At 66.9% G+C, this 15,695-nt stretch carries 15 protein-coding genes; 9 read left to right on the top strand and 6 right to left on the bottom strand.

Annotated elements, in window-relative coordinates:
• The first annotated feature begins 213 nt into the window (after positions 1 to 213).
• Complete coding sequence (locus U1H99_RS24730) at positions 214 to 990, top strand: class I SAM-dependent methyltransferase (RefSeq protein ID WP_323144341.1); 777 nt, start codon at positions 214 to 216, stop codon at positions 988 to 990.
• Positions 991 to 1,005: 15 nt separating this feature from the next.
• Here the strand turns inward: U1H99_RS24730 and U1H99_RS24735 are convergent, their stop codons facing one another.
• Both U1H99_RS24735 and U1H99_RS24740 read right to left on the bottom strand, forming a co-directional pair.
• Complete coding sequence (locus tag U1H99_RS24735; RefSeq protein ID WP_323144342.1) at positions 1,006 to 1,458, bottom strand: VOC family protein; 453 nt, start codon at positions 1,456 to 1,458, stop codon at positions 1,006 to 1,008.
• A 433-nt stretch (positions 1,459 to 1,891) separates the two neighbouring features.
• Positions 1,892 to 2,848 carry a cation diffusion facilitator family transporter gene (locus tag U1H99_RS24740; RefSeq protein WP_323144343.1) on the bottom strand — a complete coding sequence of 319 codons (957 nt, stop codon included), beginning with the start codon at positions 2,846 to 2,848 and terminating at the stop codon, positions 1,892 to 1,894.
• Between the two features lie 89 nt (positions 2,849 to 2,937).
• Between U1H99_RS24740 and U1H99_RS24745 the strand changes: the two genes are divergently transcribed.
• The 7 genes from U1H99_RS24745 to mnhG all read left to right on the top strand — a co-directional run bounded on the left by U1H99_RS24745 (position 2,938) and on the right by mnhG (position 11,766).
• Positions 2,938 to 5,628: a bifunctional acetate--CoA ligase family protein/GNAT family N-acetyltransferase gene (locus U1H99_RS24745; protein WP_323144344.1), complete on the top strand. Its 2,691-nt coding sequence runs from the start codon at positions 2,938 to 2,940 to the stop codon at positions 5,626 to 5,628.
• 129 nt (positions 5,629 to 5,757) lie between these two features.
• Complete coding sequence (locus U1H99_RS24750; protein ID WP_323144345.1) at positions 5,758 to 8,676, top strand: monovalent cation/H+ antiporter subunit A; 2,919 nt, start codon at positions 5,758 to 5,760, stop codon at positions 8,674 to 8,676.
• Positions 8,676 to 9,020 carry a Na+/H+ antiporter subunit C gene (locus U1H99_RS24755; protein ID WP_323144346.1) on the top strand — a complete coding sequence of 115 codons (345 nt, stop codon included), beginning with the start codon at positions 8,676 to 8,678 and terminating at the stop codon, positions 9,018 to 9,020. Before U1H99_RS24750 ends, U1H99_RS24755 begins: the two co-directional genes overlap by 1 nt.
• Positions 9,017 to 10,615 (top strand): monovalent cation/H+ antiporter subunit D, encoded by a 1,599-nt coding sequence (locus U1H99_RS24760; RefSeq protein WP_323144347.1) that lies wholly within the window; start codon positions 9,017 to 9,019, stop codon positions 10,613 to 10,615. Before U1H99_RS24755 ends, U1H99_RS24760 begins: the two co-directional genes overlap by 4 nt.
• Positions 10,612 to 11,130, top strand: a complete 519-nt coding sequence (locus tag U1H99_RS24765) for a Na+/H+ antiporter subunit E (protein ID WP_323144348.1) — start codon at positions 10,612 to 10,614, stop codon at positions 11,128 to 11,130. Before U1H99_RS24760 ends, U1H99_RS24765 begins: the two co-directional genes overlap by 4 nt.
• Positions 11,114 to 11,392, top strand: coding sequence for a K+/H+ antiporter subunit F (locus U1H99_RS24770; RefSeq protein WP_141829185.1), 279 nt, complete (start codon positions 11,114 to 11,116; stop codon positions 11,390 to 11,392). The genes U1H99_RS24765 and U1H99_RS24770 overlap by 17 nt, the downstream gene beginning before the upstream one ends.
• Positions 11,389 to 11,766, top strand: a complete 378-nt coding sequence (gene mnhG, locus U1H99_RS24775; protein ID WP_323144349.1) for a monovalent cation/H(+) antiporter subunit G — start codon at positions 11,389 to 11,391, stop codon at positions 11,764 to 11,766. Before U1H99_RS24770 ends, mnhG begins: the two co-directional genes overlap by 4 nt.
• A 39-nt stretch (positions 11,767 to 11,805) precedes the next feature.
• Here the strand turns inward: mnhG and U1H99_RS24780 are convergent, their stop codons facing one another.
• The gene (locus tag U1H99_RS24780) at positions 11,806 to 12,207 is read right to left on the bottom strand and encodes a hypothetical protein (RefSeq protein WP_323144350.1); all 402 of its coding nucleotides are present in this window, start codon (positions 12,205 to 12,207) and stop codon (positions 11,806 to 11,808) included.
• A 316-nt stretch (positions 12,208 to 12,523) separates the two neighbouring features.
• Between U1H99_RS24780 and U1H99_RS24785 the strand changes: the two genes are divergently transcribed.
• Entirely contained in the window at positions 12,524 to 13,354 is an 831-nt protein-coding gene (locus U1H99_RS24785) for a hypothetical protein (protein ID WP_323144351.1), read from the top strand.
• Here the strand turns inward: U1H99_RS24785 and U1H99_RS24790 are convergent.
• Genes U1H99_RS24790 through U1H99_RS24800 form a run of 3 tightly spaced genes read right to left on the bottom strand, consistent with a single transcriptional unit; the run spans position 13,338 to position 15,646 of the window.
• Positions 13,338 to 14,252 (bottom strand): SDR family NAD(P)-dependent oxidoreductase, encoded by a 915-nt coding sequence (locus tag U1H99_RS24790; protein ID WP_323144352.1) that lies wholly within the window; start codon positions 14,250 to 14,252, stop codon positions 13,338 to 13,340. The genes U1H99_RS24785 and U1H99_RS24790 overlap by 17 nt on opposite strands.
• 10 nt (positions 14,253 to 14,262) lie before the next feature.
• Positions 14,263 to 15,183, bottom strand: coding sequence for an NADP-dependent oxidoreductase (locus U1H99_RS24795; protein ID WP_323144353.1), 921 nt, complete (start codon positions 15,181 to 15,183; stop codon positions 14,263 to 14,265).
• Between the two features lie 19 nt (positions 15,184 to 15,202).
• Complete coding sequence (locus U1H99_RS24800) at positions 15,203 to 15,646, bottom strand: ester cyclase (RefSeq protein WP_323144354.1); 444 nt, start codon at positions 15,644 to 15,646, stop codon at positions 15,203 to 15,205.
• Positions 15,647 to 15,695: the final 49 nt, after the last annotated feature.

The raw sequence follows: 15,695 nt of genomic DNA on the forward strand, positions 1-15,695 counted from the left end.
TCCAGGTGCGCACTCTGGCGGTTCTTCGTACCAGACATCTTCGGATACGCCCAATTCGATCGACGGCACCTGTCCAGTCAACGCGACGTGACCAGGAAATTCGGATGTAGCCAATGCACTCCGGGCAGCCAAACGCCGCTACACTGAGCATTTCCAGGCACGGCAAGCTTTGCCGGCGTCATTGCAGGCAACGACTTCTTACGGAAACCGATCATGCACCGCACCCGCTCCCGCAATTACCGCACGTCCCTCGCTCAACGTACGCTATCGGTCCTGCTGGCCTGCCTGTCGGCTGTGACGCTGCCGTCATCCGCCGATGTCGATGCCGCGGCACAGGCAGCTTCCACCGATTCGCGCTATGAACGCGTTGTACCCAGCCGCGATGGCATCGGCAAGCGCTACATGGGCCGCGAGATCGCCGGCGTGATGGGATGGGAGGGCGCCCAATGGCTCGAGCGCGAAAGCCGCGCACGCGAAGAGCGGCCGGAGTTGCTTCTGCGGGAACTGGCACTGGGGCCCGGCATGACGGTGGCCGATATCGGCGCCGGCACCGGCTACTACACTTGGCAGCTGGCGAAACAGGTGGGTCCCAGCGGACGCGTGTATGCAGTCGACGTGCAGCCGGAAATGGTCAGCATGCTCGACCGCCAGATGGCCAAGCGCGGCGTGCGCAACGTGGTGTCGGTGCTGGGTAGCGACACCAGCGTCAAACTGCCGCCGGCCAGCGTCGACTTGGCAATCATGGTCGATGTCTATCACGAGCTGGCCTATCCGTCGGAGGTCCTCGACAGCATCGTCGACGCCTTGAAGCCGGGCGGGCGCGTCGTCTTCGTCGAATATCGGGCCGAGGATCCGGCAGTCGCGATCAAGCCGCTGCATAAGATGAGCGAAGTGCAGGTACGGCGCGAAGCCACGGCGCATGGCCTGAAGTGGGAACGGAGCATCGAATCGCTGCCGATCCAGCATGCGATCGTGTTTCGGAAGCCCTGAGCGCAGAGAGGTATTTCACTCAGGATGCTGCATAAGTTCAATAGTGTGTCCGTCAGGTCCTCGGGTATAGACCAAGATTGTTCCGCTAGGCGCGGTTTGCGGTTCGCCGGTTGCCGTCCATCCATAAGGGCGCATACGATTTAGCATTCCGCGCAGATCGGTCACGGCAAACGCCAAATGAGCCGAGCCAACATCACATGGACGTTGCTTCAAAATCAAGCGGTCTTCTGGTGAGTCGTACTCGAGCAGCTCAATTCTGTATCCATCGGGGCCCTCCAGGAGAGCATTTCTTAAATAAGCCCCCGGCACACCGACTACTTGTTCCATCGCGTGCCCACCGCCAAGCTCTTTGCGGTAAACGAGTTTAAAGCCGAGAACTTCAGTCCAGAAATCAAGTACGCCATCTATTGAGGCGACTGTCAGCCCCGTATGCTCGGTGCGTAATACGGTAGAGATTTGGTCGTTCATCAGTGCATCCTGTTATTACAGTCTAGGCCGCAAATGTAAGCGATAGCTAAAATTCGGCCTGGATTGTCTTAGTTACTTTAACAGACGGCCATTCCGATAAAGTATTCTGGCAGATCTTCCTCTCTATTGTTTTCATACTCCACAATTTCAAATGGCACCTCCACGACCAGCACATTTTAAGAGTTCTTGAAATTCAGTTCGGACGCAACAGTCTTGCACCCTACGCAAATCCTTTTGAAACCATAGGCTTGGATTTTGCGGGCAGCTACATACTGCTGCACGAAATGACAGATAAATCGTGCCTGGCTTCTAAACAAAAGCGCTGTGTCGGTCTCGAAATCTCCAAGGTCAGGTAGAGGAAAATGCCAACTAATCTCATGGGGATATATGCCTTAATAGATCGATGCCGTGTCTTGCCGCTGAGCAGGCGACCCTAGTGCATCGCCGAGCGCAGCGCCCCCGATTCGAAATAGATGTGCTGGATCTGCGGATAGATGGCCGATACCGCCTTTTCCAGGCGCGCGATCGCCCCCTCGACCTCGTCGATGCGCATGCCGCGCTTGAATTGCACGGCCGCGGTCAGCAGCACCTCGTCGGGGCCCAGCTGCATCGACATCAGCTTGCTGACGGTCTGGATGTCGGGATCGTTGTCGAAGATGGCGCGCACGCGGCGCGTGGCCTCGGGGCCGATGCTTTCGCCGACCAGCAGCGCCCCGGTCTCGCGCGCCAGCGTGAAGGCGGCGCCGACCAGCAGCAGGCCGATCAGCACCGACGCGGCCGGGTCGAAGTAGGGGTTGTCGAACAGGTGGCCCAGGAAAATGCCGAGCGCCGCGATGGCCAGGCCGAGCAGCGCCGCCGAATCCTCGATGAAGACGGTGAATACCGACGCGTCCTTGCTGGCGCGAACCGTCTGCCACAGCGAGGTGCCGGGCTTGCGTACCTTGTTCAATTCGCGCCGCGACACGTTCCAGCTGTAGCCCTCGAACAGCGCCGAGACGCCCAGCACGATGTAGTTCCACATCGGGTCCTGCAGCGGCTCCGGATGGCGCAGGGCGTCGATACCATGGTAGATCGAGAGGCCGCCGCCCAGCGAGAACACGCTCAGCGCCACGATCAGCGCCCAGAAATACAGGGTCTTGCCGTAGCCGAAGGGGTGCTTGGCGTCGGCCGGCTTGGCGCTGGTGTGCTCGCCGATCAGCAGCAGGAATTCATTGCCCGTGTCGACCGCCGAGTGGATGCCTTCGGCAGCCATCGCGGCGCTGCCTGTGATTGCCGCCACCACGAACTTGGCGGCGGCGATGCCGAGGTTGGAGGCGATTGCCGCGTAGATCACTGTCTTCGAGCCGCTCTTTTCGCCGGCCTCTTCGTCCTTGGTTTCCGTCATTTTCATGCCCTGTGCTTGATATATGTGGCCGCCAGTGTAGCCAATTTGCTACGATAGCCCTTGCACGGCTGGGTGCGGCCCTAAGGAGTCTCTGGATGAGCGTACGGAACCTGCGACAACTGCTCGCGCCGAAATCGGTGGCCCTGGTCGGGGCGTCCGAGCGTCCCGGCAGCGTCGGCGCCACGGTCTGGCGCAACCTGCTGGAGGGCGGCTTCAAGGGCACGCTGTTCCCGGTCAATCCCAAGTACGCCACCCTCGGCGGCCAGCGCGTCTGGGGCGACGTCGCCGACCTGCCGCAGGCGCCGGAGCTGGCCATCATTTGCACCCCGCCGGCCACGGTGCCCGCCATCGTGCGCGCGCTGGGCGAGCTCGGCACCCGCGCCGCGGTCGTGATGACGGCCGGCCTGTCCAGCGCGCGCGACCTGCGCGGCCGCTCGCTCAAGCAGGCGATGCTGGACGCCGCCAATCCCTACTTGCTGCGCATCCTCGGTCCCAACAGCTCCGGCCTGCTGGCGCCCGGCATCGGCCTGAACGCCAGCATCGCGGCCGGCGGCGCTGCGTCGGGGCGGATCGCCTTTGTCTCCGAATCGGGCGCCATGATGACCGGGGTGCTGGACTGGGCCCGTACGCGCGGCATCGGCTTTTCCAGCTTCATGTCGCTGGGCGAGTCGGCCGACGTCGACTTCGGCGACGTGCTCGACTACCTCGCCAGCGACCCCGGCACCGGCGCCATCCTGCTGCACGTGGAGAGCCTGCGCTACGCGCGCAAGTTCATGTCGGCGGCGCGGGCGGCGGCGCGCAGCAAGCCGACGCTGATGCTGAAGGCCGGCCGCTCGATCGAAGCGGCGACGGCCGCCGCCTGCCTGTCGGGCGTGCTGGCGCGGCCGGACGACGTCTACGACGCCGCGATCCGCCGTGCCGGCATGCTGCGCGCCTACACCACCGGCCAGTTGTTCGCCGCGGTCGAGACGCTGGCGCGCGCCAAGCCGCTGTACGGCGAGCGCCTGGCCATCCTCGGCAATGGCGCCGGTCCGGTGCTGCTGGCCCAGGACGCGCTGCAGTACGGCGGCGGCCTGCAGGCGAGGCTGAGCGAAGACACCGTGCGCCGCCTGCGCGAGCTGGTGCCCGAATGGAGCGGCAGCGGTGAACTCAACCTGCGCGGCGACGCCCCGCCCGAGCGCTACCGCGATGCGGTCGAGGTGCTGCTGAAGGACCCGGACGCCAACGCCGTGCTGATCGTGCACGCGCCGAATGCCGTGGTCGATCCGGCCGACGTGGCGCGCGCGCTGGCGCCGCTGGCCAAGTCCTCGTCGCGCAACCTGCTGGCCTGCTGGCTGGGTGGGCAATCGGTGGTGGCGGCGCGCACCATCACGGCCGAGGCCGGGATACCGGCCTACCGCACGCCCGAGGAAGCCGTGAACGGCTTCCTGCAGATCGTCGATTACCGCCGCAACCAGACCCTCTTGATGCAAGTCCCGGCCACCGTCGGCGACGGCGAACCGGACCGCGAACGGGCGCGCGCCCTGGTGCGCACGGCGCTGGCGCGCGGCCACTACCTGCTGTCCGACCCCGAGACCAAGGCGATCCTGGACGCCTACGGCATCCCGACCGTGCCGACGCTGTCCGCCGCCACGCCCGAGGAGGCGGTGCGGGCGGCCTCGGTGCTCGGCTTCCCGGTGGCGGTCAAGATCCTGTCGCCGGACATCGCCCAGAAATCCGACGTCGGCGGCGTCACCCTCGACCTCGACTCGCCGGAAGCGGTGCGCGCGGCCACTGAGCGCATGCGGCGCCGCCTGGCGGAGCTGCGGCCGGATGCGCGCCTGAACGGCTTCATCGTGCAGGAGATGGCCAGGAACCCCGAGGCCCACGAACTGATCGCCGGCGCCGCCACCGACCCGGTGTTCGGACCGGTGATCCTGTTTGGCCAGGGCGGGCTGGCGGTGGAGGTGGCGGGCGACCATGCGGTGGCGCTGCCGCCGCTGAACACGGTGCTGGCGCGCGACCTGATCGACCGTACCCGGGTGGCGCGCCAGCTGGCCGGCTACCGCAACCACCCGGCGGCCGACATGGATGCGATCGCCGCGGTGCTGGTGCAGGTGGCGCGGCTGGTGGCCGAGGTGCCGGAAATCGTCGAACTCGACATCAACCCGCTGCTGGCCGACAGCCGCGGCGCCGTGGTGCTCGACGCGCGCATGCGCATCGCCATGGCCGACCGCGCCGGCAATCCCGCCCGCAGCACCCTTGACCGCCTGGCGATCCGCCCCTATCCGGCCGAGCTGGAGGAAACCGTGGACTGGGATGGCGGGCAGATCCTGTTGCGTCCGATCCGTCCCGAGGATGGCCAGGCCCACATCGCCTTTTTCAATGCGCTGACGCCAGACGACGTGCGCTACCGCATGTTCGTGCGCGTGCGCGAGCTGCAGCCGGCCCAGCTGGCGCGCTTCACCCAGATCGACTACGACCGCGAGATGGCCTTCATCGCCACCCGTCCCAACGCCGAGGGTATCGGCGAGACCCTGGCCGTGGGCCGGGTGGTGGCCGATCCGGACAACCTCAGCGCCGAATTCGCGGTGACGGTGCGCTCCGACCTGAAGGGCAAGGGGCTGGGCGTGATGCTGATGAACAAGCTGATTGCCTACTGCCGCGCGCGCGGCACGCGCGAGATCGTGGGCGAGGCGCTGCCGCAGAATGCGCCGGTGATCGGGCTGGTCAAGAAGCTGGGATTCACGGTCGGGCCGCTGGACGAGGAAGAGGGCGTGCGCAAGTTCTGGCTGCAGCTGCGATGATGCCCTGAAGTAACGCGTGGCAGCTTCGGGAATATTGCCAGTAGAATAACTACATTCTATATATATACATCACACTGGCATGCCCGACGCTTTCACTCCCTCGCGACCGCCAGCATCGGTTCCGTCCTGATGTCGACGCTTCCGTTCATTCCCATCCTGGCCTTTTGCGGCGCCTTTCTCGCTGTGTGCATGCCGTCCGGCTCGCGCCTGCGGCCGGCCGCGGTGGCGGGCGCCGCCACGCTCGCGGCCTTGGTGCTGGCCATTTCCGAGTTCGGCCACATCCGCACCGGCGAGATCGTGAGCGAGCGCTTTGCCTGGCTGCCCCAGTTCGGCCTCGAGATCGTCTGGCGCATGGACGGGCTGGCCTGGCTGTTCACGGTCATGGTGCTCGGCATCGGCCTGCTGGTGCTGCTGTACGCGCGCTACTACATGTCGCAGCGCGATCCGGTGGCGCGTTTCTTTGCCTACATGCTGGCCTTCATGGGCGCCATGCTGGGCGTGGTCCTGTCCGGGAACCTGATCCAGCTGGTGGTGTTCTGGGAGCTGACCAGCCTGGCCTCGTTCCTCTTGATCGGCTACTGGCAGGAGCGCAACGATGCGCGCCGCGGCGCCCGCATGGCTTTCACGGTAACCACGGCCGGCGGCCTGTGCCTGCTGGCCGGGATGCTGATCCTGGGCCACATCGCCGGCAGCTACGATCTCGACGTGGTGCTGGCCGCCGCCGGGCGCATCCAGCAGGATCCGCTGTACCTGCCGGCGCTGATCCTGATCGCCCTCGGCGCACTGACCAAGAGCGCGCAATTCCCATTCCACTTTTGGCTGCCGCACGCGATGGCGGCGCCGACCCCTGTCTCGAGCTACCTGCACTCGGCCACCATGGTCAAGGCCGGCATCTTCCTGCTGATGCGCCTGTGGCCGGTACTGTCCGGGACCCCGGAATGGACGTGGATTATCGGCGGCGCCGGCGTCTGCACCATGCTGATCGGTTCCTTCTTCGCCATCTTCCAGCACGACATGAAGGGCTTGCTGGCGTATTCGACCATCAGCCACCTCGGCCTGATCACGGTGCTGCTGGGGATCGGCACGCCGCTGTCGGTGGTCGCGGCCGTGTTCCACACCATGAACCACGCGGTGTTCAAGGCCTCGCTGTTCATGGCGGTCGGCATCGTCGACCACGAGACCGGCACCCGCGACATGCGCGTCCTGCGCGGCCTGCGCCGGGCGATGCCGCGCACGGCGGCGCTGGCCATCGTCGCCAGCGCCGCCATGGCCGGGGTGCCGCTGCTGAACGGTTTCCTGTCGAAGGAGATGTTCTTCACCGAGGCGGCGCTGGTGGGCGGTACCGAGGACTGGTCGATGGCGGTCGCGGCGACCCTGATGGGTATCTTCAGCGTGGCCTATTCGCTGCGCTTCATCAGCGTGTTCTTCGGACCGCTGACGCAGGAGATCGATCATCCCGTGCACGAGCCGCCGCGCTGGATGCGCTTCCCGGTCGAATGCCTGGTGCTGCTATGCATCGCGGTCGGCGTGCTGCCGCAGCGCACCGTGGGCGACGTGCTGGCGGTGGCGGCCCACGCCATCCTCGGCGTACGCATGCCCGAGTACGACCTGGCGATCTGGCACGGCCTCAACCTGCCGCTGGCGATGAGCGCCGGGGCGCTGGCCGGGGGCCTGGTGTTCTATATCTTCCTGCGCCGCCGCGCCAACCTGCGCGACCGCAGCAAGGTGCCGGTGCTGCACCGCCTGAAGGGTGCGCAAGCCTACGAGACCTGCATGCTGGCGCTGGGCGTGGCGGCCGATACCCTGATGCGCTGGACCGGCACCCGGCGCCTGCAGCCGCAGTTCCGCGCCATCGTCGCCATGCTGGTGCTGGCGCCGCTGCTGCTGGCGGCGCCGCTGCCCGGCCTGCCGACCTTCGACCCGGGCGCCATCGACCTGCCGTTCGCGGCGCTGTGGCTGATCGGCGCCGGCTGCGCGGTGGCGGCGGCGGTCAAGGCCAAGTACCACCGGCTGGCCGCGCTGGCGCTGGTCGGCGGCACCGGCGTCGTCACCAGCATCACCTTCCTGTGGCTGTCGGCGCCCGACCTGGCGCTGACCCAACTGATGGTGGAAACCGTTACCACGGTGCTGATCCTGCTCGGGCTGCGCTGGCTGCCGCCGCGCGCCCGGCCGCAAGCGCTGTCGGGCCCGGCCCCCGCGAGCACGCGGTGGCGCCGTACGCGCGACCTGCTGCTGGCGGCGGCCGGCGGCCTCGGGCTGGCTGCCGTCAGCTACGCCGTGCTGACGCGGCCGGCGGTCGACACCATCAGCGATTTCTACATCCTGCGCGCGCTGACCGAAGGCGGCGGCGCCAACGTCGTCAACGTGCTGCTGGTCGACTTCCGCGGCTTCGACACGATGGGCGAGATCACCGTGCTGGGCGCGGTCGCGCTGACCGTGTACGCGCTGCTGCGGCGCTTCCGCCCGGCGCGCGAGAGCGTCCCGATTCCTGTGCAGCAGGCCAGCGACGTCGATCCGGCCGTGAGTCAGTCGCCGGCCGGGCAGGCGAACGGCGGATATCTGCTGGTAGCCGGCGTGTACATGCGCTTCCTGCTGCCGGTGATGGGCGTCATCGCCGTCTATTTCTTCATGCGCGGGCATAACATGCCGGGCGGCGGCTTCGTCGCCGGCCTGATCTTCGCCACCGCGCTGATCGTGCAGTACATGGTGGCCGGCACCGACTGGGTCGAAGACCACTTGCGCCTGCGCCCGCACCGCTGGATCGCCTGGGGCCTGGCCACGGCCTGCGGCACCGGCCTCGGCGCCTGGCTGCTCGGCTACCCCTTCCTGACCAGCCACACGGCGCACCTGGCGCTGCCGCTGCTGGGCGAGATCCACGTGCCGAGCGCCTTCGTGTTCGACCTCGGCGTGTTCCTGGTGGTGGTCGGCGCCACCATGCTGATTCTGGTGGCGCTGGCGCACCAGTCGCTGCGCAGCCACCGGATGCCGGTGGCCGCCGCCCGCGCCGCGTTGCCGTCGGCGCTGCCGCCGACCAAGGAGATTTTGTAATGGAAGCCGTCATGTCCCTCGCGATCGGGATCGTGTTCGCCGCCGGCATCTGGCTGGTGCTGCGCCCGCGCAGTTTCCAGGTGCTGGCCGGGCTGATGCTGATGTCGTACGCCGTCAACCTGTTCATTTTCGCCATGGGCCGGCTGTGGGTCGACAAGCCACCGCTCACCCCTGCAGGTACGCCGGTCGATCCGGCCGCGTTGGCCGATCCGCTGCCGCAGGCGCTGGTGCTGACTGCGATCGTGATCGGCTTCGCCACCACCGCCCTGTACCTGGTGGTGATGATCGGCGCGCGCGGCCTGACCGGCACCGACCACGTCGACGGCCGGGAGCCCGAAGCATGAGGGCACTCGACCAACTGATATTGGTGCCGGTGCTGCTGCCGCTGCTGTGCGGCGCCGCCATGGCGCCGCTGACCCAGGGCTGGCACCGCCTCAAGCTGGCGCTCGGCTACCTCTCCGTGCTGGGCATGCTGGCCAGCGCGCTGGTGCTGGTGGCGATGACCGATGGCGGCTACTGGCAGGGCGGCATCGGCGTCTACCTGGCGGCCAACTGGGCGGCGCCGTTCGGCATCGCACTGGTGGCCGACCGCCTGGCGGCGCTGATGCTGCTCTTGACCGCGCTGCTGGCGCTGGCCGCGCTGCTGTTCGCACAGCAGCGCTGGGGCCGCATCGGGGTGCATTTCCACACCCTGTTCCAGTTCCTGCTGATGGGGATCAACGGCGCCTTCCTGACGCACGACCTGTTCAACCTGTTCGTGTTCTTCGAGGTGATGCTGGCCTCGTCCTATGGCTTGCTGCTGCACGGGTACAACGCCGAGCGCCTGCGCGCCGGCATGCAGTACATCGCCGTCAACCTGGCGGCCTCGCTGCTGTTCCTGCTCGGGGCGGCGTTGATCTACGCCGCCACCGGCACCCTCAACATGGCCGACCTGGCTGCCAAGATCGCCAGGCTGGCCGCGCCGGAACTCGGCCTGGTGCAGATCGGCGCCAGCGTGCTGGCGCTCGCCTTTTTAATCAAGAGCGCGATGTGGCCGCTCGGCTTCTGGCTGCCGACCACCTACGCCGCCGCGTCGCCGCCGGTGGCGGCGATGCTGGTGCTGATGACCAAGGTTGGTACCTACGCCATCCTGCGGCTGTGGTTGTTATGGTTTCCGGGCGGCTGGAGCTACGATGCGCTGCTGTGGGGCGGCGCCGCCACCATCCTGTTCGGCGCCGCCGGCATGCTGTCCACCGGCAGCGCCGGGCGCATGGCGGGCTACGGCGCGATCGTGTCCTCGGGCACGCTGCTGGCGGTGATCGGCTACGGCCAGGCTTCGCTGGTCACGGCCGGCCTGTACTACCTGGTCGGCTCGACGCTGGCGATCGCCGCCTTCCTGCTGTTGGTCGAACTGATCGAGCGCATCCGCACCCCGGGAGCGGCCATCCTGGCGGTGACGATGGAAGCCTACGCGGTCGAGGACAAGCCCGACGAGCCGCTGGGGCAGGGCGTGCCGGCGGCGTTGGCCTTCCTGGCGCTGGCCTTCGCCGCCTGTACGCTGATGATCGCCGGGCTGCCGCCGCTGTCCGGCTTCGTCGCCAAGTTCGGCATGTTCCATGCGCTGCTCAATCCGTCCGGCGGCACCATTCCCGGTACCGCCTGGGCGCTGATGGCGCTGGTGCTGGGTTCGGGCCTGGCGGCGGTGATGGCGATGCTGCGCTTCGGCGTGCGCACCTTCTGGGCCACCAAGGCGCTGCCGCCCAGGCTGCACCGATCGGAGGTGGTGCCGGTGGTATTCCTGCTGGCGCTGTCCGGCTTCATGACGGTCGAGGCCGGGCCGATCTTCAGCTACCTGGGCCGCGCCAGCGAAGGCATCCACCGTCCCGCCGACTATATCGAGCGCGTGCTGGGGCACCCCGCCGTGCCTTCGCCTGCCGCCGCCGTGGAGGTGCCATCATGACGCGCTGGCTGCCTTTCCCGCTGGTCTCGCTCGGCCTGTGCATCCTGTGGCTGCTGCTGAACCAGAGCATCGAGCCGGCGCACCTGCTGCTCGGCGTGCTGGTCGGCATCGCGGCGCCGCTGCTGGGCCGCAGGCTGCAACCGCTCGGCTACCCGCGCCTGCGCGCGCCGCTGCAGCTGGCGCGCCTGCTGGCGATGGCGTCCGTGGAAGTGGTGCGCTCCTGCTTCAACGTCAGCCGCATCATCCTGTTCGCCGATTACGCGAAGGTGAATTCGCAGTTCATCCGGGTACCCCTGACCATCCGCGACCCCTACGGTCTGGCGGTGCTGTCCTGCCTGATCAACATGACGCCCGGCACGGTCTGGGTCGAGATCCTGCCCGAGGGGCACGAACTGGTGCTGCACGTGTTCGACCTGCAGGACACGCAATGGTGGATCGATACCATCCAGACCCGCTACGAGCGGCCCTTGATCAATATTTTCGAAACGGAGGCCGCGCGTGGCGACCCTGCTTGAGCTCTCGATCAACTATGCGCTGGCCTGCGTGCTGGGCGCCATGCTGCTGTGCACCGTGCGCCTGCTGGTGGGGCCGTCGGCGCACGACCGCGTGCTGGCGCTGGACACCCTGTGGATGTGCGGCATGGTGCTGGCGCTGGTGCTCGGCATCCGCTCCGGCTCGCAGATCTTCTTCGAAGCGGCAATGCTGATCGCGCTGGTCGGCTTCGTCTCCACGGTCGCCATGACCAAGTTCCTGATGCGCGGGGAGATCATCGAATGACGACCGCTGCCGACCTGCCATCGTGGGCGGCGCTGGCCGCCGCCTTGTTGCTGGCGCTTGGCGCCACCATCGTCCTGATCGGCGCCCTCGGCCTGCTGCGCCTGCGTACCTTTTACCAGCGCATCCACGGACCGGCGATCACGATCACGCTCGGTGCCGGCGGCGTGCTGCTGGCGTCGATGGTGGTGTTCACGGCGGCGCAATCGCGGCCGGTGGTGCACGAGGTGATCATCGGCGCCTTCTTGCTGGCGACGGCGCCGGTGGTGTCGATGCTGATCATGCGGGCCGCGGTGTACCGCGACCTGCGGGCACGCAAGGGGGAGAGCGGGGCGACGGCGGGGAAGGTGTACACCATCGGCGGCGAGGAATCGTGACGCCTGTCCCGCCCGCGGGTTGACCGCGTGCCGCTAATGCTAATCGGCCGGTTTTGCGGAACCGCGTCGTGCATTCACCTTTTCGCCAAGCCGTTCTTCAAGGTCGACATTGATAATCGTCCCATTGTCCTGCTGCTCGAAGATCAAGGTAAAACTACGGTCTGCAGCCTGTAGCGTCGAAGCGCCGACGCGTACCATTGCAATTTCAGGTCGTCCATCGAGCTGAGCGCGGATCTTGTACGTGCTTCCGGTGATCGTCAACAGGCGTCCGTCTGCAAATTCATAATATCCTTTCAGGTCTTCAAACTGTGCGCTCGGCACTGGTACGCCCCTCACTGGTTCCGCTTCACCGGCGTTCGCCGTGCCCAAAGCGCCATACAAGGCGCCAACAAGGATGCAGCACGTACACATGTGTTCACGGTTCAAGACCCGAAATGTCATGTTGATCTCCTTCTGAATGCATTGTTAGGAAAAATTTCGATAACAATGTATCGTTAACTGCTATTGAGTAGCAATTTAAAATTCTTCTTTATAGAAAAAAATTTTGCGTTGGGTAGGATGCCTACAGAAGGATTGTCTCGGTAGAAAGGTGGTACAAGCGTGTCGGTACGCTGAGCATGCCGGGCAGGCGGCCGCCGACGTATCATCTTGTTTCACGTTGGTAACATGCTATGCTGAGCCAGACGGCCGGCCCTAACCATGGGAGGCCGGATGTCTTGGACTGCGTCGCAGACGGACCAATGGAGAGCAGCTGACAATGAACCGGCAACCATCGCGCACCTCGACACGCCATACCCAACCCGCAACAGGACCGCGCGTCCGCCGGCGCCGCCTCACGCGCGCCGTGGCCGTGCAACGCATGCGCGCCCGGCTGCTGCGCGACGGTTTTCCGCGCGTGCAGATGTGCATCCTGGTGTCGCTGACCGGCCTGGCAGGTTTCGGTGCCTCGGCCGGCATGCTGGCGGCCGGGATCGATACGATGGCCTTGCGCTACCTGCTGGCGATGGGCCTTGCGTATATCGTCTTCCTGTCGCTGTTATGGCTGTGGTTGCGCACCAGTGCAGCGGACTACGTCGACCGCTGGTCGCTGGACGGATTCGAAAGCGATGGGGTTGGCGCCGGCGGCTCGGGCGGCAGCGCGTCCGGCGGCGTTCACGCCGAGCCGGTCGCAGGCGCTGGCGGCTCCTTCGACGGCGGCGGCGCCAGTGCCAATGTCGAGTTCGGAGCGGAAGAGGGTGGCGGTCTCGAGGCGATCGTGGAAAAGCCGCTCGACGCCATTGGCCAGGCCGACGAGGGGGCGATTCCGCTCGTCGTGATCCTGCTGGCCCTGGGCATCGCCCTGTCGTCCCTGTTCGTGGTCTGGTCGGCGCCCGTGCTGTTTGCCGAGATCCTGGTCGATGCACTGCTGGCCGCCGGCCTGTACCGGCGGCTGCGGGTGCTCGATGTGCGGCACTGGATGCGCTCGGCCGTGAGGCGCACCATCATCCCGTTTGTCTTGACGACGCTGGTCGTGACCGGCGCCGGGTGGGCGATGCAGCATCACGCGCCGCAGGCCAGGTCGCTGGGCGAGGTCATCGCCGGGCGCTAGGCAGCAGGTCGTCCAGGCCCATCCGTTCGAAGAAGGCCCGCTGTTTTGCCTGGTGCAGCGCATCGAGTTCCTCGACGCCTTTTTGCTGCGCGTCGACAGTGATGCGTGGCGGACGCCCGCCCTGCGGCAGCGCCAGCACCCGGCAGACTGCCGCGCCGACGGCCTCGACCCCGAGCGGGCCGCCGTGGGTGGCGTCGACTGCGTCGAGCTTCGCCGCCAGGCCAGCGGCGCGTGCGGGCAAGCCCCCGTATTGGGCAAGGACGGCGGTGTCCATCGGGCCCTTCGCATGCGCGAAATGTTCCGTGCCCGTGGTAAACGCGCCCGGGGTCACGATCACGCTGTCGATGCCGAACGGGCTCGACTCGAAGCCCATGACTTCGGCCAGCGCATCGCCCGCGGCCTTGCTGGCAACGTAGGGCCCGATGAAGGGCTCGTGGATGCGGCTGGTCGTGCTGCCGATGTACACCAGCGTCCCCCGGCCCTGGCGCCGCATCGCCGGCAGGACGGCGCGGTTGACCCTGAGCCAGGACAGCGCATTCGTGTCGATGACTTGTGCGACCTGGGCCGGCGTGAACGCCTCGGTCAGCCCGGCCATCAGCATGCCGGCATTGTTCACCACGACGTCGATTCGTCCGCATGCCAGCAAAACCTGGTCGACCGCGGCGCGGCAGGAGGCTTCCGACGACACGTCCAGTTCGATGCACCGGAGGTGCAAGCTTTCACGTCCGGCCAGCATGTCCATGTCTGCGGCCCGCTCGCGGTTACGGCCCGCGATATCGCGCATGCTGGCGTAGACCGTGTGTCCGGCGCGGGCCAGCGCCGTGGCGACGGCCCGGCCGATGCCGGAACCGGCGCCTGTGACCAGGACGACCTGGCCGCTGTCTGCCGATAAAGTCATTCTGTCTCCTCTAGCGGACGGTGCGCACGACGACCTTGCCGCGCGCGTGGCGGGACGCGACCTTGTGCAGGGCCGCCGCGGCCCGGTCGAGCGGGTACAGGCTGTCGATGACGATCTGCAGGCGGCCTCCGGCGAACATCGCCATCGCCTCGCGCAGGGCGGGTGCGGCATCCGAAAAGAATACGAAGCTGCCGTTGCGGCCAGCCTGCGGTGCGATCGCGAAGTCGACCAGGGTGGCGAGCGTGCCGCCCGCGGCCAGTACCTGCCAGGATCGTGCCAGCGTCTCGCCGCCCACGGTGTCGAGCACGAGATCGACGCTGGACAGGCGCGTGAAATCGTCGGCGCGGTAATCGATGGCTTCGTCGGCACCCAGTTCCCGTAGCAGGCCGAGATTGCCCGCCGATGCCGTCCCGGCGACCCAGGCGCCGCATCGTTTCGCCAGCTGGATCGCGAAGCTGCCGACGCCGCCGGCGCCCCCATGGACCAGCACGCGCTGGCCGGCGCGCAGCTTGCCGGCGTCGAACAGGGCCTGCCAGGCGGTGCCGAATGCCGTGGGCAGGGCTGCGGCCTGCTCGTAGCTCATCGCGTCCGGGACGACGACGAGGGTATCCGCTTGCGCCAGCGTGTATTCGGCAAAGGCGCCGCCGCTGCCCGGCGCCCGGCGCCCCACGACCCGGTCGCCTACCTTGACGCCGTGCGCATCGGCGCCCAGCGAGGTGACGACGCCGCTGAAGTCGGTGCCGGGGGTGTAGGGAAGCGCGGCCGGGAAGACCTGCTGCATGTACCCGGCGATCATCTTGACGTCGAGCGGATTGACGCCGGCCGCCTCGATGCGCACCACGGCCTCGCCGGCACCGGGTGGCGGCAATGCGATGCTCTGGGTGGCGACGTCGGCGTGGCTGCCGAAATCCTGGATCCTTGCTGCTTGCATGGGTTTCTCCGGTCGGATATCAAAGGGCAGGGAACTGGCCGAGCTGCTGGAACAGGCCGAACCAGTCTTCCATGTGCCAGGTGGTCGCGATGCGGTCGCCGTCTAGTTCGTGGAATTCGTGGATGCCGAAGCTGACGAACTTGTTCGTCGCCGGCATGCCGAACAGCGCGCCCTTGTGCGTACCGGTGATCTCGCCGCGCACCGCGATCTTGCCCGGTACCTGCACCAGGTCGTGGATGGCGATGTGCACGTCGGGGAAGGCGGCGATGAAAGCGTGGATGATCGGCTTCAGGCCATCCGGACCGGGACCCTGGCCGGGGGCGAGGGGGATGTCTTTCCAGTCGGGTGTGACCACGCCGTCGAGCAAGTCCGGATTCTGCAGGTTGAAGGCGTCGTACAACTGTTCGACGACGCGGCGCTCGGCCGCCAGGCGGTCGGGCTGGATGGTGGAGGGCTGGTGCATGATCGTCCTTTCAGGTTGCGCCGGGAAATCCGGCGCTTGAGGACATTAT

Source organism: Massilia phyllosphaerae, assembly GCF_034659755.1.
GTDB classification, from domain to species: domain Bacteria; phylum Pseudomonadota; class Gammaproteobacteria; order Burkholderiales; family Burkholderiaceae_D; genus Telluria; species Telluria phyllosphaerae.